Raw genomic sequence first — 20,071 nt, forward strand, 5'->3', positions numbered from 1 at the left:
CTCCGATCCGGGGCCGGTTGATCACCACCCTAGTCATTCCGCCCGGCGATACTTCCAACGAACCTGCAGGCCCGTTCAAGACCTTCGAGGGAGAGCAGGCGGCTCCGTGGTTCGGCGAGCCCGGCGCCGCCGTACTCTCCAAGCTCCGCACAGCGTCGGGTCAACCACGTCCAATCCAGTTGTAGGTACTCGGTCAGTTCGCGCAAGCGCTCATGAGCTGTCGCGCCTCGGGCCATCGAATGCGCGCGGGCATGGTTCGACGCGTCGTGGAACTCGCGCAGCTTGGGCCGGTGGTCGGTGATGTCGACCTGCCAGATGCCGTCGGCGCCCATCCAGTTGGCAACCACCGCGCGACGTCGGTCAGCCACGAACCCGTCCAACGAGCCGTACTCCGGGTCGACGACGACGTCCACCCGGATGTCGAACGACTCCATCAACGCCACGGCAAGCAGCAGGAGCACCCGTTCAGGGCGGCTCGACCCTGTGACGGCCGTGTTGGGGACGCAGAACGTCCTCCTCAAGCCGGCCTGGTTCGTGGCCGTTCTCCGCAAGTAGTCGAACTTGTGGGCGAAGAACAGCCAGGTGCTCGCCTCCTCGCCGCGTTGCTCACGGGTCCAAAAAACGGGCGCTTCGGAGAGGGAGTGGGCGTGACGAAGGATGTGCTGGGCGCAGAAGTTCGAACCGAGCCACATCCGCGATACCGGGGCGAGGTCGGACGCCAGGTCACGGCCCCCCACAGATTTCGGTAGTTGTTCGAAAATTGCGAGATGGGCGCTGGCCTCGGCGAGTGCTGCGTCATCATCCAGGAGCGCTTCGTCAAGGTTCGCTACTGACCACAGGATCGCCATCGAGAGGTCGTCGATGAGGTATGCGCGCGACATGAGCAGTTTGGTGCCAGGTGATGTGCCCGCCAGACGACGCCGCGCCTGGCGGGAGTCCAGACCGTAAAGTGCCGGTCCTTCGTTCGATTCCACCACGCCGACGACGAGGCCTCGTCGAGGACGCCGAACGAACGGATCGTCCGCGAAACCCGGTGGGACCCGGCTGATCACTCGCTCGTCGATGTCGGCGGGAAAGGCCTTCACATCGATCGAGGCACCCAGGAAAAATCGTCCTGCGCCGCAGGTAAGCACTGTGTCGGCGAACCCGGACGAGGAAACACCGGCGAAGTCCAGGACAGACTGCGATGAGCCCGGGACTTTGACCGCCTCGATCGATCCACTGCGACGGCGGCGCCTCTGCTGCTCAACTCGGGCTCGCTCGCGAAGTGCAACGAGTTCGCCACGCGCGTCGAGGGCTTCGTCCATGGCCTTCACCACCTCGAGCGAGGGCAGGTTGTGGCCCGGCCGCTCGGCGAGTGACACGTACTGGCGTGTGTAGCCGATCCGCTGGGCAAGTTGCGGCTGGCTCAGTTTGGCGTCGTTCCGGCGCCGCTTGATCTCTTCAGCGAGCAGCGTCGCGGAGGGAGGTACCTCGTCATCGCTCACGGTTGACTCCACTGCACCAGGGGGCAAATAGAGGGCAAATGCTCCGCGTAATCAATTTGCCCCGTTCCGTAATCATAGCTGGTCCGGGTCGAATGGTTCCAGGGTGAATCGGGTGATCAGGAGAGGCAGGCGGTGTCATGCGACCGTTGGATCGGGGCGAGGGCAGTGGCAGTTCGGGTGTGCGGCTGCTCAGCGGGACGGAGCGGGCGCGGTTGCGGTCGGAGTTGTCGGAGGTGGTCGAGTACCGGAAGTCGGGGTTGAGCCTGAACTGGATCGTGGGGTGTCCGCTGGACTGCGGGTACTGCGTGCGGCACCTGTTCGGGAACTTCGGGATGAAGGTGCCGCGAGCGCTGATGGGCGAGGACGAGGCGGTCGGGTTGTTGACCGGTCACCGGTTCTTCCGGCCGCACGTGACGCCGATCCAGCTGCTCAACCGGGCGACGGACCCGATGCTGCCCGCGGTCAAGCCGCACCTGTTCCGGTTGTTGCGGCTGCTGGACGGGCAGGGGTTGACCAATCATGTGCTGGTGATCACCCGGTGGCGGGTGGAGCCGGAGGACTGCGCCGCGCTCAACGCGCTGCGGAACCTGAAGGTCACGCTGTTGATCACCCATTCGGGTATCGACGATCCTCGGATCGAACCGGTCGACTCCGCCATCGCGGCGCGGTCGCTGCGCACGGCGTTCGAGCACGCCGACCGGTACCGGGTGGTGTTGTACTGGCGTCCGATCGTGCCGGGTCTAAACGACACCGACGCCCACCTGTCCCGGGCGCTGGGACTGGGCGAACACGCGCACGCGACGGTGTTCACCGGCCTGTTCTACCGTGACGAGATCCGCGACTACTACCGGGCGCAGGGCCTGCCCGAGCCGTATGAGGCCGGGGCGCGTCGCAAGGTGTTCCCGGAACGGTTGGAGCAGCGCATCCTGACCGCCGCCGCCCACCGTCCCGGGGGTGCGGTGTTGTTCCGCAAGACATCCTGCGCGGTCGCGTACGCGCACGGCATGGCGGATTACAACGGCCACTACGGCATTCGCGAACTGTGCGACATCTGCCCTGTCGCACAGCTCGGTAGGTGCGCGACCGAGTGGACGCCGCCGGACCTGAACGCGGCCGTCGCGCTGGCGGCCGAGCTGGGCGGCAGGCTGGTCGCGATCACCGACCGGGCCGTGGTCGTGGACAGCCTGGACGAGCAGGCCCGCTATCTGATGCAGCACCGCTTCGGTTTCCAGGTGCACGACGCGACCAAGCCACACCACCGGCATCGTCACGGCCGTGCCGACATCGGCTGGCCCACCACCGTGGAGGCATCGTGACCACCCCGCCGCCCGCCGCACCGTTGCCCGCCGCGCTGCAAGGCCACCCGCTGGCGGTGGTCGACGTGGAAGGCAACGGTGGCCGGCCCCCGGAGATCGTGGAGATCGCCGTCCTGCCCGTCGACGGTCCGGTCATGGGAGGCGACCTGCGCACCTGGCTGGTCCGGCCCGCCACCCCGATCACCGCGTTCGCCCGCCGCATCCACGGCATCGGCAACGACGACGTCGAACGCAAACCGCCCTGGCACGGTGTGGCGCGCGAGGTCGAGCGGCTGCTCACCGGCCGCACCCTGGTCGCGCACAACGCGAGCACCGACTACGCGGTGCTGTCTGCGCACCTGCCGGGGTGGCGGCCACCGATGGTGCTGGACACTCTCAAACTCGCCCGGCACGTATGGCCCGAGCTGCCCGGTCACAGCCTGGACAAGCTCGTCGCCCACATCGGGCTGGACACCGGCGGCATCGGCGAGCAGCGACCGCACCGCGCCGGCTACGACACCTGGTGCGCCTGGCACCTGTTCCGCACCCTGGTCGACCGGTCCGGGTTGGGCTGGGACGACCTGGTGGCCACCGCCGCCCTCACCGCCTTCCGTCCCGATCCGGAACCGGAGGGCGGGCTGTGGTGACCGCCGGGGTCGAGAAACCGGTGGTGGTCGCGGTGCTGGGCACCCACTCCACCGGCAAGAGCACCTTCCTCGCCCGGCTGGCCCACGACCTGCGCCGCGAGCAGGTCCAGGTGACCACCGTCGCCGACCTGGGCGAGCAGGCCCAGCGCATCGGGCTGCCGATCCTGCGCAACCACACGTGGGCCTCCACTCTGTGGATCATCACCAGGGGCATCAGCAACGAGCTGGAGTCCTGGCTGCACGGCGACGTCGTGCTGGTCGACCGTGCCGTGCCCGACGCGCTGGGCTACTACCGCGCCGCCCTGGCCTACCGGGGCGAACAACCCGACCCCGAGGTGCGGGCTCGGTTGGAAGCCCTCGTCCGCGGTTACAGCACCAGCTACGACCTGCTCTACCGCACCACCCTGGATCCCGCCATCCCCCTGGACGACAGCAAACCCCGCGACCCCGATCAGCGCTTCAGGGAGCTCGCCGACCACCACGTCGGCGCCGTCCTGCGCGATCTCGGCCTGCCGCACCGACTGCTGCCCGCCGACGGCCACGACCAGGCACTGCGCGACGCGCTCGACTTCATCCTCGCCAGGCTCTCCGCCACGGAAGCACCTCAACCATGACTCCCACCGACGCCACCACGAACGGCTCTTCCTCCCCGGAGTCGCCGGGGACTGCTGCCAAACACCTCGGACACACCGGCTGCTGGGTCGCGCGGGCCCCGCACCGCCGCGCGGCCGGACCGATCACTCGACAAGGCGATCCGCGAGACGCCGCCGACCACGACGGCAATCACGCGAAGCCGACCGGGCCGGCGGCCGCGGGATCCGGCTTACCCACGTGGCCACCACCTCCACTGTGACCGACCGCAGTGCCCCCTTCGACCACCGGCCGGTCCGCACGCCGGCCGGACATGGTGCGGCGGGTGACGCGCAGCGCCGACCCCCGCGCGCCCGCACCCGCCGCACCCCCTACAGCACACGAGGAACAGCCATGCAAACCGACGAAAAGGACCCGACCCCGGTCAGGTTGAGCAGCGCACGCAGCCGCGAGCTGGGTGAGGAACTGCGCCGGATCCGCCACCACGTCAACATGTCCGCCTCCGCCACCGCCACGGCCCTGGGATGGTCACTGGGCAAGCTGTCCAAGCTGGAGACCGGCAGCCGCAGCACCAGTCCGTGGGAGATCGGCAGCCTGATCGGCCGCCTGGGCGCCGACAAACCCACCCGGGACCGGGTCCTGGCCATCGCCACCGAACCGGACACCGGAAGCTTCCTCCGCACGCACGACGGGTTTCCCGATGGCCTGGTCGCCCTGTGCCTGCACGAGCGGGCGGCACGTACCATCACCGCCTACGAACCGCTGACCGTGCCGAGCCTGGCCCAGACCGAGGACTACGCCCACGCCCTGACCGGCGACCGCGCTCTCGTCCAGGCACGCATCACCCGTCAAGGGCTGCTGCGCCGCCCCGACGGCCCGGACACGGTCCTGTTCGTCCACGAGTCCGCGTTGCGTGCGGTGGTCGCAGGCCCCGCGACCATGCGGGACCAGATGCTGCACCTGACCCTGATGTGCGGATGGCCACGGGTCCGCGCCCGTCTGATCCCGGCGGCCGCGGGATTCCACGCCGCCCTCGGGCGGCCCGCCACGCTGCTCACCTTCGACGCGCCGACCCGGCCGCTGGCCCACGTGGAGATCGACACCGTGACCGTGTTCCAGGACGACCCCGACGCCGTGACCCGGTACGAGGCGAAGATGCGGCGCCTCGACGCGCTGGCCCTGTCCCCCGGACGCTCCCGCGACGTGTTCGCCCGCTGGGCCGACGTCTACGACCGGGAGGCCCGGTGATGCCGATACGACCGTTCCGCTGGCTGCCCCACAACCACAAGCGCCACGCCGTCGACGCCGACCTGGTCCCCCGCGACGAGACCCGCACCCTCTGCGGCGAAGAACTCGTCATCCCCACCACACCGTGCACCAAAGACCAGTGGTGCTGGCCGACCTGCACCGAATGCGACGCACGATGGCGCACCGCGGAGGGCATCCTGCCGTTCCCACGCCGATCCACCCCCACACCACACCCCCGACGCCCGGTCCCGACCACCGCCAAGGCCCACGCGCGGTGACCGCCGGCCCACTGCCCTCCGGTCCACCGCGCGAGACGGTCCGAAGAGGCTGCGCGTGGAATCCGCGCAATCGCTCGCGTGGTGACGTCGGGGACGCACGGCAGCGGAAGGTGTGGCGGCGATGTCCTACACCGTGCGCGTGAGATCCGCCGCGTTCACCGAAGCGATGCGCGCCCGGTTCGGCACCGAGTACAGGCTCGCTGCAGCGATGAGCGTCAACCGCTCCACCCTGAACCGCGTCCTCACCGGCTCACTACGCCCCGGGCCGGCATTCATCGCCGGCGCCCTCACCGCGTTCGCCCCGATCACGTTCGACGCCCTCTTCGACATCGTCGCCACACCCGACACGACTCCCGACAGGTCCGCCCGGTGAACGACCCCAGACGCGCAGCCTCGCAGTTGCGCCGCGAACTGTCACAGGCCCGACACGACCCCGACCATGGCGTCCGGTTCGAACCCGACCGCGTCCTGACCACCCTGCGCGCGGTGACGGGCCAGCCGGAGACCGCGGTCGCGCTGCTGGCCGAGGTCTGGCCCGCCATCCCGACCGACACGGACCCCGCCTGGCTACAAGCGCTGTGCGAGGCCGGGACCGAACCAGCCGCAGCCCTACCGACGTCCCTGCTGTCGGCGGTGGCATTCCGCCGCGCCGCCCACACCCTGCGTACCCGAGGACTACTCCGCCTCGCCGCCCACCAGGGCATGCGTGAACTGGCCGTCCATCGAGTCCGCGATGACGACCCCGGTGCCACCGCCGCGGCCCTGCACGACCTGGCTCGGACCTACCGCGCCCAAGGGCGCCTGCACAAAGTCATCGACTGCGCCGACGAAACACTGGAAACCCACCAACGACACCACAACCAGCCCAGCACCGCCCACACCCTGGCACACCTCGGCACCCTGATGATCGAGGTCGGACGGCACGACTCGGCGGTCAAGTACCTCACCCGCGCCGACAAGGCGCTCGAACAACTACCCGACCCCATCCGACGAGCCGAATGCCTGGTCGACCTCGGCCGCGCACTGTGGCTGTCGGGCAACCACACCACCGCCCACCGCGCGTTCAACCGCGCCCTGGCCGTGGCGATCGGCCTCGACGACGCTGTCGCGCACCGGATCCGCGACGCCGTGACGGAGGCCAGACAAACACCGTCCATCGCGGACGCGGATTGATCGACACCGTCACACAACGCCGTCGTTTCGAGGGTTCACGCACCCCAGGGGTAGTAAGCGCTATGGGCATCGAAAGCCCGGTTGAGCTCCGCGTCGGTCGCCAACTCGTCCACCACCACCGACGCCACGGCCGCCAGCCCGGCGACGTCGAGCACACTGTAGACGGCGTGGGTGATAGCCGCGTAGCGCTCCGCCGGAACATCCAGCGGCAACGTGACCTTTATCCTACGGTGATCCATAGGCGAAGCGTGCCGGTGGACCACAGGGGCGAACAAGCATGTACGACTGGCTCTTTCGGGTCTACTTCACCGCTCAATCCGCCTCCACCAACGCTCCAACCCACCGACAACGAGAACACACTCTCGCCCAACCGCCGACGTCGCCGCCCTCGACGGCTCACCCACCGCAGCACGGGGTAGACCAACGCCGGTTAGGCGTTCAGTAAACTGAACGCCTAACCGGTGTTCCTCGCACCGTTGTTGCCAGCATCTCTGCAGATTGCAAGGTCTGGCTCGCATCGGACGTCAAGAAGTGGGCCAACCGCACCCGAAGCAAGGGCAACTGACTCGCTGGTCCCGCGCATGGAAGGCGGCCGCTACTCCACACTCCAGTCCACGAAGCCGAGCGTCTTCAGGTTCTCCTTGAGCGCCGTCACCTGGTCCGGCGTGAGTTTGTCGAGCCCGACACTCTCGATGTCGACGGTGATGCTGATCTGCACGTCGTTCGCAGCAAACAACGGCGTGATGATCTCGTCGCTGATCAAGCTTATGTCGCGGACTGGACGGGACGGATCGAGCGCTTTGGTGGCATGGAACTTCGTCGCCTTGATCGGGCGCGTCGACGATGAGCCCGGCGTGACGACCTGGGTGCCGGGCTTGCCCGGTGTCTGGACGGCCGGCCCTGCGGAGCCAGCCGGGGAGGTTGTGGCCGGGCCTGTCTTTGCCTGCGCTGCCGCGAGCTCGTCGGCAATCTGCTTCTGCGCGACGGCTGGATCGACGATGAGCCCCGACGTGCTCACTGCGGGCGGTGGCTCCGTGATGGTCAGGCCGCGGTAGCGGCCGTCTTCGACCCCGTCGGCGTAGGCAAAGCCGTCCTGCTCCAGGAGGAGCACGTCGGTCATCCGCTTGACTGCCGTGTGGATGACGCCGTGATCACGCACCCGTGGCATGAAGAGGTACTGGGTGAAGTAGCCGCAGAGGGTACTCACCTGGACGTGCGGCTGCTCGTCCCAAAGCTTCAGCTTGTCGATCTGCTGGCGCAGGAGCGACGCTGCGTAAGACTTGAGAACGAACTCGGTCGTTTCGGCCTTCTTGGTGACGCGCTCCGCGAGCGTGCCGTTGCCATTCATGATGATCGTCTCCAGCTCAACCGCGGCAGAGCCGGCTTCCTGGTATGGAACAATGATCCACTTATAGGTCTGGCGGATCGTGTCGGAGACTGCCCTCGTCGCCTGGGAGAGACGGCCCTCGACGACGGTGATGTTGTGCTGGTCGAGGTTCAGCTCGCGGACCCGCTGCTTCACCGACTGCCACGCCATCATGCGACGCAACACCGAGTCGAGCGTGTCGACCCGGTCGATGTCAGCGGCGAGAAAAACGAGCGCGTTCTTGTGAATGCGCGGCTGACCGCCACGGCGTGCAAGAAACTCCTGTGCGGCGTCGGCGGCCGTGGACTTTGCTTTCTTCGAGTGACACCGGTCGAGGCCGAAGATGACGAGCGCAGCGGTCGGCTCGTCCTCCACGTCGGCCGTGCCGCTGGGAACCCTGTGCACCCTGGCGAAGATGCCTCGGTCATTCTCCTCCCGCAGGATGCGGGTGAGCTCGGCATGAACCTCGGTAACGTCATAACCGTCTGCGATCTCCTGGACTAACCGGGAGACGGTCTGCTGGAGCGAGAGCCAGTAGCGGTCCTGATCGCGGTTCATGTACTTGCCGCGGTCGGCGAGCTGCCGGAGTGCGTCGGTGACGTGCGCAGGGTTGTCCGTCGGATACGTCGCCCCGAGGACCACGCGCTTTTGCTCGATGCCGCCGATCGCGGTGCTGCCACCCGTGCGGGCGTTCTTGCTCACGCTCGGGGCGGTGCCCAGGAACACGACCCGGGCGACGCGCTTGCCGGCCATCGACTTCCCCAGGAGCGGGATGTCGGTATCGATGCTGTGCGCGGTCGAGCCGGAACCGGCGATATCGGCGTCGACGATGGGCTTCCACGGGTCGTCGAGGTGGCTGGTGATCTCCTCAAAGACCTTTGTGTCGTCCAGCGGGATGCTCGCGGGCATGATCAGGGCAGATTGGTCGCCGCGCACCCACAGAGCGTGGACAACGGTCGCCATGAGTCGTAGGACGCCTCGGGTACGCTGGAACCGTTCCAGCGTCGACCAGTCCTGGTAGAGCCGGTTGAACAACTCCGGGTGGATCGGGTAGGCGGCGCGCATCACATAACGGTATTGCGGCTGCTGAACCTCGCTCGGGACCGCGTTCGCGTGCCGGCGGTAGTGGTCCTCGAACTTCGCTACGACCAAATCGCGGGCGTGGCTGCCCTCGTTGGCCAGCGGCTTGAAGAGCCGCCGGCGGACGATCTCGTAGGACTCCTCCACCGTCGCGGGCTGCCACGGCGTCTCGACGCGATGGATGACCGACCGCAGGCTCCGCAGGGCTTCCAATCCAGGGGTCCCACCGATCTCGTGCGCGTTGTCGACGATGCCGTCGCCCATGTCGCGTACCGAGTCCGACGCTGGCAGGGACACGACTAGCAGCGCGTTGTCGACCGCCTTGACAGCCTCCGTCAGCGACTGGGCGAAGGTCTGGTGCGCGTCGAAGGTCCCCCCAGCGTAGGGCTTCTCCGTGCCATGCGAATAGAGCTGCCTCACGTAGGCGACCCACTCATCGACGAGCACGACACACGGCGAGTAGGCCGCGAGCAGCGCGGCGAGCTCCGTGGTCGGCGGCGGGACTCCGTTGTCGTCGTACCGCGCGACGCGGGCGTAGCCCTCCTTGCCGCCGAGTTGCCAGGCCAACTCGCCCCACATCGTGCTGACGAAGGTGCCGTCCAACTTCTCAGTGCCGAGCACGGAAAGGTCATTGCCGACGATCACCGCCCGGTGGACACGGCCAGGGACGTCGGCCACGCCTACTTCGTCACAGATCTCGCGTACGCCGAGCAGGGAATCGGCCGAGGTACCTCCGGCGAGGTGGTAGACGGCGATCTCCGAGTGGGTCTTGCCGCCGCCGAACGTCGTCATCAGGTCGATCACCGGCTCGCCACCCGCGCCGTTGAGACGCTGCAGCGTCTGCGCCAGCAAGTACCTAAGACCGCGCGTGATGTAGGTCCGCTCGAAGAACTGCACCGGGTCGCCATACTCCGGGCGCGCGACCCCAAGTGCGACCTGGCGGAGGTCGGCGGCGAACTGCGCGAGCTGAAACGTCCCCTTCATGACATCGTCGTGCGGCTCGGCGACATCGCGCCACGCAGGTAGACCGCCCGTGTCCAGCCGAACCGTGAGCTGTCGCTCCGCTGTGGCCTGATACTGCTTCTGGTCCTTCTCGAAACGGAGCCGGCGCAGTTCCCGTCGCAGTTCGTCGACCTCGTCTGCTGGATTCACAGCGCCGATCTGCCGCAGCATGTGCTCACCATCGGACAGCACTCGCTCCGCCTGCTCGTCACTGAACTTGCCGCCGTGGGCCCATTGCTTCCGCGCGTCCCAGAGCGCCGACACGCAGCGCTTCGCCTCGTACGACACATGTTGGCAGAAGAGCGACTGCCACTGCTTGTCGAACACCCAGAACAGGTATGACGGATCATCGGTCTGATCGGCGAACTCCCGAGGTCCGGTTCCCGCAACCGCGCGGATCTGCGCCTGCCAAGTCTCACCGTACTTTCGCATCAAGAGGTCGGTCATCCACGGTCCGAGCCCCGCTGAGACAAGGTCAAGGACCCTTCCCACGCGCTCCTTGTTCGACAATGCAGCCACTAGAACAATCCGTCCTTCTCTGTCGCTGAGATTGCGAGTAGGTCTGACCAGCTGCCGATAAGCGCGTTGTAGCGTTCTTGGTCCCTGGTCCAGCCCTTCCGCGCGGCGATCGCGTGCAGCCGGTACACAAGCGATTGGGCGGAGTCTCGGAACGTACCCAACTCGCCCATCAGCCGTCCGGCGTCCCGTGTACCGCCACCGTCGATCAGGCGATCCGCAAGGTGGTGCACCGCCTCCCAGGCGGTAGGCCGGGTATCCTCATTGGGTGTCCAGGTGCGGTCCATCGGCTCAGCGCCCAGTACCGCTACGAATCCCGGCTTCGGGTAACCAACCACTCCCGCACGCTTCAACTCATCGACGGAGATTCCCTGCGGCCGTGCCAAGTGGTCGGCTTCACCGAAGGCGGCAGCCGTCCAGCCGTGGCGCTCCCACCATGAAACGGCAAACCGGGAGTAGGGATCCAGTTCACCTTCCTGCTCATCTAGGACCTCCCCCAACGCAGCGCTGATAAGCCGTAGCGCCTGCTCGACGGGCACTGCCTTGCCTGCCTGGTCTAGGACCTGGCGATAACGGGAGTACACCTGCATTCCTGGACCCATTGCGGCTTGCGCTAGATCAACTGGGAGGATGCCCGCCGCTTGAAAGTCTTGAACTGCTGGCTTGAGTTCACGCCGAAGGGATCGGTTGAACTCGCCCAGCGAACACGAGCCAGCGGTGAGCGGACGTGGGCGGCAGACCATGACTACGTACGTCGCTACTGCGTTCGTACCTTGTCCAATCATGCGTGTGCTGCCTGTGCCGTGAATGGGCCATGTGCCGGTAACCTCCAAGTCTGCCTGCACCATCGCCGTGAGAATCGACGACCAGCGCGTCTCTTCTTCTCGGCCCCCCTTCTGTTCTTTGCTGGCGTAAACGACGAGCATCGGAAGATCCGGAGCCATCGATCGCTGAAGGTTCCTGAAAGTCTCGGTGAACCCTTCGATGAAGTAAGTACGAGCTGCAGCGGGGTTGTTCGAGTGATGCGCGGCCACTGCAGTCAGTTCGCCATGACGGGGAGCTGCAATCGTTTGATAAAGATCGGGATGGACATCGCGTAGTGCGAGGCGGTGCCAGATATAGAAGTAGTCCGATAGGTCCGCGTAGCCGATGGCATCGAAGTAGGGCGGGTCTGTCGCGACTAGGGCCGGCTCAGGTGGACTGCTGGAACGAGCGTCTGCCCGCCGTACTTGCCCATTCCCACTAGGCGCGTAAACAAGAGAATCAAGAACTGTCGGAAGTGAGCTCGCCCAGGTGCCTCCCTCGCCAACTGCGTCCAACTCGGGAAAGTCCCATGTCATCGGGACGTCGTTTCGACCAAAGGCAGCATTAAATCGCGTTGTTGTGCCATCGCTCTTGACTGTCACACGAGCTTGGGTGGAGTTACTCATCGCCAGTCGCCCAAGAGCCAGACCCAGCAGGGTTGCCACTGCGTCCGCCCAGTCGCGACTGCCGCCGTCCTTCATTACTCGCTCATGTACTTGCGCGACGAGTTCGGCAAATGTGGTCAGTGTCAGAAGTTGACGACGTGTGTACAGGTCCGCCTGATGCTTCAGCCCGAAGCGGGGTCCGGAGAACCAGCGCGGGATATTGGGGAGCGGAATATTCGGGAAGTCTTCTATGGCCGGAACGCTCGCGGCCGCGTCGATCTCGTCCTGTGACGGAGCGCGGTGGTGCCGTCGACCCTCCTTCTCCACAATGACCGCCGTCATCCGAAGGCCCATGCGGCCAGCGGAACCCTCGGCAGCGACGTACGCCTCATCGAGCACGCCTGGGCAGGCGACGCATACGAAGGCAGCCCCTCTGCCGACCTTCGGCGGTTCGGGAGCCTCGCCCGCCCTTTGTCCGCTTATCACTCTCAATACGAGCTGGCCGTCCTGGACTGAGGGCTCGATCCAGGCGCGCTCCCCAGCCTTCTTCGACAGCCACCAAGACGTAGTCAACACCGTCTCGATACCGCAGGTCGGATTCGGGCACTTGATTGTGCGAGCCCAGAGCCAAGCGATAGGCTTCTCATCAGAATGGAGCGGATAGTAGACTTGAAGCTTCTCCCACGCCTGGGCGCGGATCAAGGCGGCATAGAAGGAGACATCCGCCTTGATCCCCTCGTACTCGGGGTAAATATGCTTACCGGAGGAGGCGTCGAATAGGCTGTTTTCCCTCGCGGAGGAGACGCCTCTAGGACGCTTGCGGCCCGGTCGAGGAGCATCCCGTGCGTGCAGCGGCTGCATGCCGTGGACCCTGGGCAGAAGTTCCGTCAGCGTGCGGGTGATCAGCGCAGGAACCGGATTGAGGTCAGTGCCGTAGGTCGGCAACCCGAGCCTCTGCCCTTCTACAAGAGTCGATCCGCCGCCACAAAAGGGATCGAATACCGTTGGGAGACCATTCGGGAACTGCGACAGCAGGATACGCTGTGCCTCGGACATGGAGTCGGCGTCAGGCAGATCCGCCATATTCGCCACGAGCCGCTTGATGAGGTCCAGCAGGTATGCACGCTTCTCTTCATCACCAGGGTCATCCACAAGAGCAGCAAAGAGAAGCGCGCGCCAAGCCGGTAGGGGCGCAGGCGCGAACCACTTGTGCAAATTCCGAATTGTGCCGCTCTTGCGCTCCTTATCAGCCTTGCACGCGGCGTTGATCTCGGCGAGCGGCATGGCGACCTCGATGAGCTTCTTCTTCCTCGGCGACTGAGCGGTGCTCACGGGGCCATCTCCGTTCCTTGGTTCCAGAAGTGGTTCCAGTCGGCGTCCACGGCTGTCTGCCATGGCTGTATCGGCTCGTCGAGCGGCTGACGAATGTACCGGACAGTCGTGCTCTCGTCGTGGTGAACGCGGACGAGCGCGAGGACGCTGCGCTGCCCCTTGTTGAGGGCGGTGACGGCTTCCTGTCTGGTAAGTACGAAGGTATTGCCGCCTTCGACTCGGCCCTTCACCTCGATGAAGTCGAGGCCATCCGAGGTCTGCGACTCGATGTCGTAGCCTGGGTTATTGTGCGGCATCTCCGTCCAGCGGTGGCCAAGGGACGTCTCGATGGCAATAACGGCATCCACAGCGATCCGCTCGACTCGGGCCGTCTCCTTCGCGTGAGCGGCGGCACCCTCAGGGTCGGTGAGGCTTTCGAGCCAGCCCTGCGGGATGACCAGGCATGCCCCGGTGATCTGGGGCGGACTCGCAGCGACAGCGCGTTCAAGATCGAGTTCGCGCGTCCGGCGGTCGAGGCGGCGGGCTAGCTCCTCGGCGCGAGCCTGCGCCTTGTCGGCCGGGAGCCGGCTGGACTTGCCTGCGCGTTCGTTCTCCCGGATCTCAGACGCGCGCCGGTCCCAGAAGTTGATCTCATGGGTGAGCCGCTCGCGGACGAGGCGCTTCGTGCGGTCGACGCGTTCGTGGGTGCGGGCAATCATCTCTTCAACGTGCTTCCGGGCCACGGTGGCGGAGGCGTACTCGACTATAGTCCTGTCAAGGTCGGCGGCTTGGGCCCAGGGTTGCTTGAGGACGCCCTCGGCGGCCTGGAGTTCGGCGCCGGTCGGCGGTTCGAGGTTGGGAATAGGCGTGGTGGCGATAGGCGCGATGGTGCCGTCGGGATCGGTGCGGACGTACTGGACGCGACGACTGACAACTTGCGCCTTGCCAGTAGCGTCGGTCCGGCCATCCGTGACGTCATGCTCCAGTAGGCAAACGACGTAGGGTTCGATGGACGGGTCGTGCCGGTCGATGAGAATGGCCCCGCGACGGAGGGCCTCACCGTGCCGGTCCCCGACGAGGGAAAGCATCGCGGCCATGAGAGGGTGAGCAGGGTGCATGAGTGTGGCGTCGGCCGCGTGACCCTCGACACGGATATTCGATCGATTGAAAGTGATGCGGGAGTACGTGTTCACGACTGGCGCGCCGCGGCCTATGATCCGATCCTGGTCTTTGATGGCGGCGGGGACGGACCGGATCTCGTAACGGTGCTGTTCGCGTTGACGTAGGTGGCCGCCGAGGTCGGCGAATGCCGAAGCGAAGAACGCTTCCACATGGTGAGGTTGAAGCCGGACGGCCTCAGCTCGGTCCATCTCCTGTCGGACCCGTTCGATGTCACTGGTGCTCATAGTCGTTGGAACGAGCTGCTCCGCGGCGAGGATCTCATGCAGGCCGTCGCCGACGTTGGCGTCGACCACCTCGAACAGGTGCGCGCGACTCTCGTCACTGTCACCGTATCGGATCGCGTCAATCATTAGGTCGCGGAGGCTATTGCCGTCGAAGACCTGACCGAGAACGTCGTAGACGCGGCCGCCTAGCGCAGCGCGCTGGTGCTCCAATTTCTCCAACAGCCGGGCATAAACGTCGCCCTCGCGAGTGTCCCGAGCGACCAACGACCACATATGACAGACCTCGTGTTGGCCGATCCTGTGAACGCGCCCGAACCGCTGCTCGATCCGGTTAGGGTTCCACGGCAAGTCGTAGTTCATGAGCAGGTGGGCATTTTGGAGGTTCACGCCTTCACCTGCGGCGTCGGTCGCGACAAGGAAGACGCAGTTGCTGTCATTGCGGAACGTCTCCTGGGCCTTCTTACGGTCCTCACGCCTAGTGCTGCCGCTGATAGTGACAACGGCGTCATCTCGCCCCAGGTGGTTGCGGAGCCGGACCGCGAGATCGTCCAGAGTGTCCTTATGCTCGGTAAAGATGATCACCTTGCGGCGGACACCGGAGGCGTCGCGAGTCTCGGCGTCGTCGTCCAGCGTCTCCCGGAGACGGTCCCACTTCGAATACGACGGGGAATCCCTGATTGCCTTAGCCTGCCGCTCCAGCAGCGCCAGAATTTTGATCTCCGTCTCGAGCTCGGGGATCGACGCAGCGGTGGTCGCTGCGGACACTGCTTTATCTTCGAGCTCTCGCCTCTCTTCATCGGTCAACTCGTCGAGGTCGTTCAGGTCAACATTGCCGAAGTGGGCGGAGCGGGGAGCAGTGCTGTTTAGTCTGGCTTCTCGAAGCTCGCCATTGAGCCGGGACATCCGGCGCTCTAGCGACCGATGAATCGCGGCAGGGCTCGATGCCAGGCGGCGCTGAAGTGTGGTAAGCGCGAACCCAACAGCTATCCGCTTGCGATTATCTTTGTCCTTGAGCCTGTCAGCCATGTTCATCTGGTCGCGGACATAATCCGTTACCGCGAGGTAAAGAGCCTTCTCAGCATCCGAGAGCGGGTACTGGACAGTATAGGCCCGACGTTCGGGAAATAGCCGGGTGCCGTCGAAACGGAGCAGTTCCTCTTTGACAAGCCGGCGCATCAGATCTGATACATCGACGCGACGAGTGCCTTCACGGACGGCTCCTTCAAACCGGTCTGAGTCCAGCAGCGCGAGGAACAGCTGGAATTGCTCCTCTTTACCGGTATGCGGCGTCGCTGTCATCAACAGCATGTTACGAGCCGTACCGAGGCGCTCACCCATCTGGTAGCGCCTAGTCTTCTTCACCTCGGAGCCGAAGACCGACGCGCTCATCTTGTGCGCCTCGTCGATGATAACCAGGTCCCAGTCGGTCTCGCACGCCTTGTCCAGAATCGACTCGTTATTACGAGCGAGGACGTCGAGGCGAGCCAGCCATAGCCCACCCCTGACGAACGGATTCCCACCTTGGTCGATCAGGTCCTTCGTAAGAAGCTGGAACGTCAGGCCGAACTTGTCCCGCATCTCGTCAGCCCACTGGTCCACTAGGGCGCCGGGAGCAACGACGAGGATGTTTTGCGCGGCCCCACGCATCAGGAGCTCCTTGACGAGCAGCCCTGCCATGATCGTCTTGCCTGCTCCGGGATCGTCCGCGAGGACGTACCGCAGCGGGTGGCGCGGCAGCATCTCCTCGTATACCGCGCGAAGCTGGTGCGGCAGCGGGTCGACGTCTGAGGTCCCGAGCGCGGCCTGCGGATCGAACAGGTGCGCCAGTCGCATCCGTCGAGCCTCCGCTGCGAGCTTGAACGACGCGGGGTCGCCACCGAAGGAGAAGGCCGCACCCGCTTCAACCGGGGACAACCCAGGCAAGTCGGCGCCGAACACCATCCGCTCACCCAGTCCCCCGGCCTCCGTTCGGTAGACGACATTGGCCGAGTCATCGGTCAGACGCGTAACAGCGACGATCTTCACGGGCTCGGGGCCAGCCAGGCCGCGCAGCAACGCGCCCTCGCGCACGACGCTCAGCAGCGGCGCGTTCTCGTCCTCAATGGGCGTATTCGACACGCCTAAGAACGTAGTCGAACGGGCGACAGCACGGAGGGGACTTCACCAGTCCCTGGACCGCAGCGTACACAACGGAGCTCGACTGGCTTCCTCAAGATCCTTCCAACTGAGGTCTTCCGCAGCGCGTGTACTTCTCGATTGTCTGAACCGTCCCAAGGGATCATCTGCTTGGGCCTGGGATGCCACTGCTGAGGCGGAACCGCGCGATCCCACCTCAGGCGAGCATTACTCACACGTAGACAGCCCGAAGGATGACTCAATCACCAGCCTGCCGGCACAAGACCCCTGATCAGCACAGGTTTCATCCTTTGGTAATCCCGCGGGGGTTCGAACCTGCGCAGCTACCGCCGAGTCCTTCGCATCCACCGGCCGACACGACGACGACCTCGGACCGCTACGCCTCCCTACAGCTCACCAGCGGGGCCTGCCCGCTCAATCCACACAATCCGATCCCCCTGACTGGACATGCTCCCGGAACGCCTCCCGCAGACAACCGGTGCGCGAGACCGCCTGCGTCACCACCAGCACAGCCCACCAGGCGCCAACGTGCACGATCCGTGAGATCACCAGCTAGGACCGCCTGGGTAACACCGCTGCACTCGCCACGGCCAGGAAGAACACCCGAACGGGGGACATGATTAGCTTTAGCTAACGCGACCCCATTCGCCCCACCCAACCCGATCCTCCCGAACATCGGGTTACCGGTCAGCACAGACCACTGTGGACAGTCGCTTCAAGATCGAAAATGATGCACGCAAAGCCCGCCGAACTGCGCTTTCATCTAGACGAGCGGGATTCTTCAGACCGTCGGGACGATAGAATTTGAACCCGCGATCCCTCGCCCGCCAGTTATGGGCGCAGAACCACGTTGACAAGAGGCTCGTACCTGCCCAGGCAGCCTTCCTGTGTCACCCGTCCGGACGAACCCGTGAAGGACCTCAGGCGGCACGTGTCCCCTGGCGACCCCTATTTCGGAGTTCTGGAGTGTCCACCGCACTCGTCCGCCTCCGGAGGGCTCCGTGTCCCGTCCAGGTCCCGACACCTCCCGCTTGCTGCACACTCCCGCTGAAGCGGCGGCCCTGCTGGCCGTCCGCGAGTCGTGGCTTCGCCGCAAAGCCGGACGCCGGGAGATCCCGTGCACCTTCATCGGCAAGCACCTGCGCTTCTCCCCCGACGACCTGACCTCGATCGCCCACGCCGGTGCCCGCCCGGCACGCTCCACACGACCGCCAGTCAGGCGCAGCAAGTCCTTTCGAGACTGACGAAAGTTCTTGTGTCGCAATGCTTGCATTGCTCGGCCTACTGGAGCGTTCATCCTCCTGTCACGCCGTGACCATCACACCGCCGCCAGCGAAGGAGCAGCACACATGGCCTGGGTGGAGCAGTCGGGAAACAACCACTGGCGCGTCCGGTTTCGCCGCGACGACGGCACCATCGGCTCCATTCCCGGTTTCAGGAGCGAGAAAGCCGCCCAGGACCACGCCAACGACCTCGAATCCGACCAACGCCGCGGCACCTGGCTCGACCCCACCGGCGGACGCACGACCCTGGAGGAGTGGCTCACCGACTGGTGGGACGCCCTCGACGTCGATACCCGCACCGAGGACAACTACCGCAGCATTGTGCGCAACCACATCGTGCCCCGCTGGGGCGACACCGCCCTGGCCGACATCACCAACCTCAAGGTTCAGGCATGGGCCAAGCAGCTGCGCGCCGGACGTCTGTCACCGGTGACCGTCGCCGGGTTCGTCAAGCTGCTCTCCCAGATCCTCACCGACGCCGCCGAGGACAAGCTCATCGTCGCCAACCCCATCCGGCCCCGACGACGCGGACGGCGCAACCACGCCGCCCGTATCCCCGAGAAGGTCTGGGCCGAGCCCACCGAGGTGCTGCGCATCGCCGACCAAGTCGCCGCCTTCTACGGACCCGTCGGAGCCGTGCTCATTATCACCGCAGGCTGGACCGGCGCACGCTGGGGCGAGCTGACCGGCCTGCAACGCCACAACCTGCACCTCTTCGACGACGACACCGGCTTCCTCGTCATCGACCCCCAGAACGGTGCCCTGCACGAATCCGCCGGCGGCAAGCTCTGGCTCGGCCCACCCAAGACCGACGCCTCCACCCGCACCATCACCCTCAACCCCTCACTCGTCCGACTCCTGCGGGCGCACCTCGACCACCACGTCCACCCACACGTCTTCACCACCCCGGAAGGCGCACTCCAGCGCCGCAGCAACTTCAGCAAACGCGCCCTGCGCCCCGCCGCCGACGGCAACCTCAACCAGCCCCGCGCCGTCCTCCGCCTCCAGCCGGTCAAGCCCGGCCTGACCTTCCACGGACTGCGCCACAGCCATAAAACCTGGATGATCGCCGACACCATCCCCGAGATAGCCCAGTCACTCCGACTCGGCCACATCCTCAAAGACCCCGTCCAGCGGACCTACTCCCACGTCGCCCCCGAAGTCACCAGCCGCCTGCTCCAGTGCCTGCAGGACCGCTGGGACAAGGCCGTCGTCGACGTCGGCGACAGCTCCTGGCGCAGAATGGCGTAGCCCATGCACGGTCTTCTCATCTACTACTTCAGCGGCGACAACCGCGCCGACGAGCCGATCACCGTCGACTCCGAAGCCGCCCTCGACGACGTCCTGTTCGACATCCTGGCCAATTCGCAGCCGCACCCGACCGTGGTGTACGTCCAGAATCGGCCAACGGTCGACCCGACCGAGTTACCCGACCACCAACTCAAATTCGACCTCGACATCCAGCACGACGTCGCCGCCGTGCACCTTTTCGGGCCGACAGGCTTCCTGCCGGACGAGGCGACGAGTGACGCGGAAGACACCGCGGCATGGATCGCTCTGCCTCGGCAGACCGACACCCGGGTTTCTAGCGGCGTGACACTCTACATCGACAGGGACACGCGCACCGCGTTCCCCGAAGAAGCCACTCTGCCGCTGAACCTGCTCCGCGAACTCCTACACGAATTCATGCGGACCGGCAAACGCCCCACATGCGTCGACTGGCAGCAGACCGACATCTTCTAGGGCAATGACCGGTGTAGTTCCTCGCCGAACTCGCACTTGTGAAGCGACGGACGAACATCCTGACATGACTGAACCGGCCGGTGCCTGACTCGCCCACACG

General features: G+C 65.7%; 15 protein-coding genes. 10 read left to right on the top strand and 5 right to left on the bottom strand.

Annotation, left to right across the window (positions count from 1 at the left end):
- Window positions 1-29: 29 nt before the first annotated feature.
- Window positions 30-1,487, bottom strand: coding sequence for a helix-turn-helix transcriptional regulator (locus tag B0I31_RS36250; protein WP_245950698.1), 1,458 nt, complete (start codon window positions 1,485-1,487; stop codon window positions 30-32).
- Between the two features lie 137 nt (window positions 1,488-1,624).
- On the opposite strand from B0I31_RS36250, the gene B0I31_RS36255 reads away from it, so the two are divergent.
- From B0I31_RS36255 to B0I31_RS36285, 7 genes are all read left to right on the top strand, one after another.
- A complete protein-coding gene (locus tag B0I31_RS36255) occupies window positions 1,625-2,803 on the top strand; it encodes a C-type lectin-like domain-containing protein (protein ID WP_245950699.1) in 1,179 nt (392 codons plus the stop codon).
- Window positions 2,800-3,429, top strand: coding sequence for a 3'-5' exonuclease (locus tag B0I31_RS36260; RefSeq protein WP_181320726.1), 630 nt, complete (start codon window positions 2,800-2,802; stop codon window positions 3,427-3,429). Before B0I31_RS36255 ends, B0I31_RS36260 begins: the two co-directional genes overlap by 4 nt.
- On the top strand, window positions 3,426-4,043 hold the full coding sequence (locus B0I31_RS36265; protein WP_181320727.1) for an AAA family ATPase: 618 nt from the start codon (window positions 3,426-3,428) through the stop codon (window positions 4,041-4,043). Before B0I31_RS36260 ends, B0I31_RS36265 begins: the two co-directional genes overlap by 4 nt.
- A 370-nt stretch (window positions 4,044-4,413) precedes the next feature.
- Window positions 4,414-5,268, top strand: a complete 855-nt coding sequence (locus B0I31_RS36270; protein WP_106619909.1) for a helix-turn-helix domain-containing protein — start codon at window positions 4,414-4,416, stop codon at window positions 5,266-5,268.
- Window positions 5,268-5,546, top strand: coding sequence for an HC3 family zinc finger protein (locus tag B0I31_RS36275; protein ID WP_106619965.1), 279 nt, complete (start codon window positions 5,268-5,270; stop codon window positions 5,544-5,546). The genes B0I31_RS36270 and B0I31_RS36275 overlap by 1 nt, the downstream gene beginning before the upstream one ends.
- A gap of 121 nt (window positions 5,547-5,667) precedes the next feature.
- On the top strand, window positions 5,668-5,919 hold the full coding sequence (locus B0I31_RS36280) for a transcriptional regulator (RefSeq protein WP_106619910.1): 252 nt from the start codon (window positions 5,668-5,670) through the stop codon (window positions 5,917-5,919).
- Entirely contained in the window at window positions 5,916-6,719 is an 804-nt protein-coding gene (locus tag B0I31_RS36285; RefSeq protein ID WP_106619911.1) for a tetratricopeptide repeat protein, read from the top strand. The genes B0I31_RS36280 and B0I31_RS36285 overlap by 4 nt, the downstream gene beginning before the upstream one ends.
- Window positions 6,720-6,754: 35 nt before the next feature.
- Here B0I31_RS36285 and B0I31_RS36290 read toward each other — a convergent pair whose 3' ends face one another.
- From B0I31_RS36290 to B0I31_RS36310, 4 genes are all read right to left on the bottom strand, one after another.
- The gene (locus B0I31_RS36290) at window positions 6,755-6,958 is read right to left on the bottom strand and encodes a hypothetical protein (RefSeq protein WP_106619912.1); all 204 of its coding nucleotides are present in this window, start codon (window positions 6,956-6,958) and stop codon (window positions 6,755-6,757) included.
- A gap of 356 nt (window positions 6,959-7,314) precedes the next feature.
- The gene (locus B0I31_RS36295; RefSeq protein ID WP_342751533.1) at window positions 7,315-10,686 is read right to left on the bottom strand and encodes a DUF499 domain-containing protein; all 3,372 of its coding nucleotides are present in this window, start codon (window positions 10,684-10,686) and stop codon (window positions 7,315-7,317) included.
- Complete coding sequence (locus tag B0I31_RS40210; RefSeq protein WP_181320728.1) at window positions 10,686-13,424, bottom strand: DUF1156 domain-containing protein; 2,739 nt, start codon at window positions 13,422-13,424, stop codon at window positions 10,686-10,688. The genes B0I31_RS36295 and B0I31_RS40210 overlap by 1 nt, the downstream gene beginning before the upstream one ends.
- Window positions 13,421-16,927: a helicase-related protein gene (locus B0I31_RS36310; RefSeq protein WP_106619915.1), complete on the bottom strand. Its 3,507-nt coding sequence runs from the start codon at window positions 16,925-16,927 to the stop codon at window positions 13,421-13,423. The genes B0I31_RS40210 and B0I31_RS36310 overlap by 4 nt, the downstream gene beginning before the upstream one ends.
- A gap of 1,019 nt (window positions 16,928-17,946) precedes the next feature.
- Here B0I31_RS36310 and B0I31_RS36315 point away from each other — a divergent pair.
- The 3 genes from B0I31_RS36315 (at window position 17,947) to B0I31_RS36325 (ending at window position 19,971) form a co-directional block, all read left to right on the top strand.
- The gene (locus tag B0I31_RS36315; RefSeq protein ID WP_245950700.1) at window positions 17,947-18,189 is read left to right on the top strand and encodes a helix-turn-helix domain-containing protein; all 243 of its coding nucleotides are present in this window, start codon (window positions 17,947-17,949) and stop codon (window positions 18,187-18,189) included.
- 105 nt (window positions 18,190-18,294) lie between these two features.
- On the top strand, window positions 18,295-19,479 hold the full coding sequence (locus B0I31_RS36320; RefSeq protein WP_106619916.1) for a tyrosine-type recombinase/integrase: 1,185 nt from the start codon (window positions 18,295-18,297) through the stop codon (window positions 19,477-19,479).
- A 3-nt stretch (window positions 19,480-19,482) separates the two neighbouring features.
- Entirely contained in the window at window positions 19,483-19,971 is a 489-nt protein-coding gene (locus B0I31_RS36325) for an Imm1 family immunity protein (RefSeq protein WP_106619917.1), read from the top strand.
- Window positions 19,972-20,071: the final 100 nt, after the last annotated feature.

Source organism: Saccharothrix carnea (assembly GCF_003014735.1).
Classification (GTDB): Bacteria; Actinomycetota; Actinomycetes; order Mycobacteriales; family Pseudonocardiaceae; genus Actinosynnema; species Actinosynnema carneum.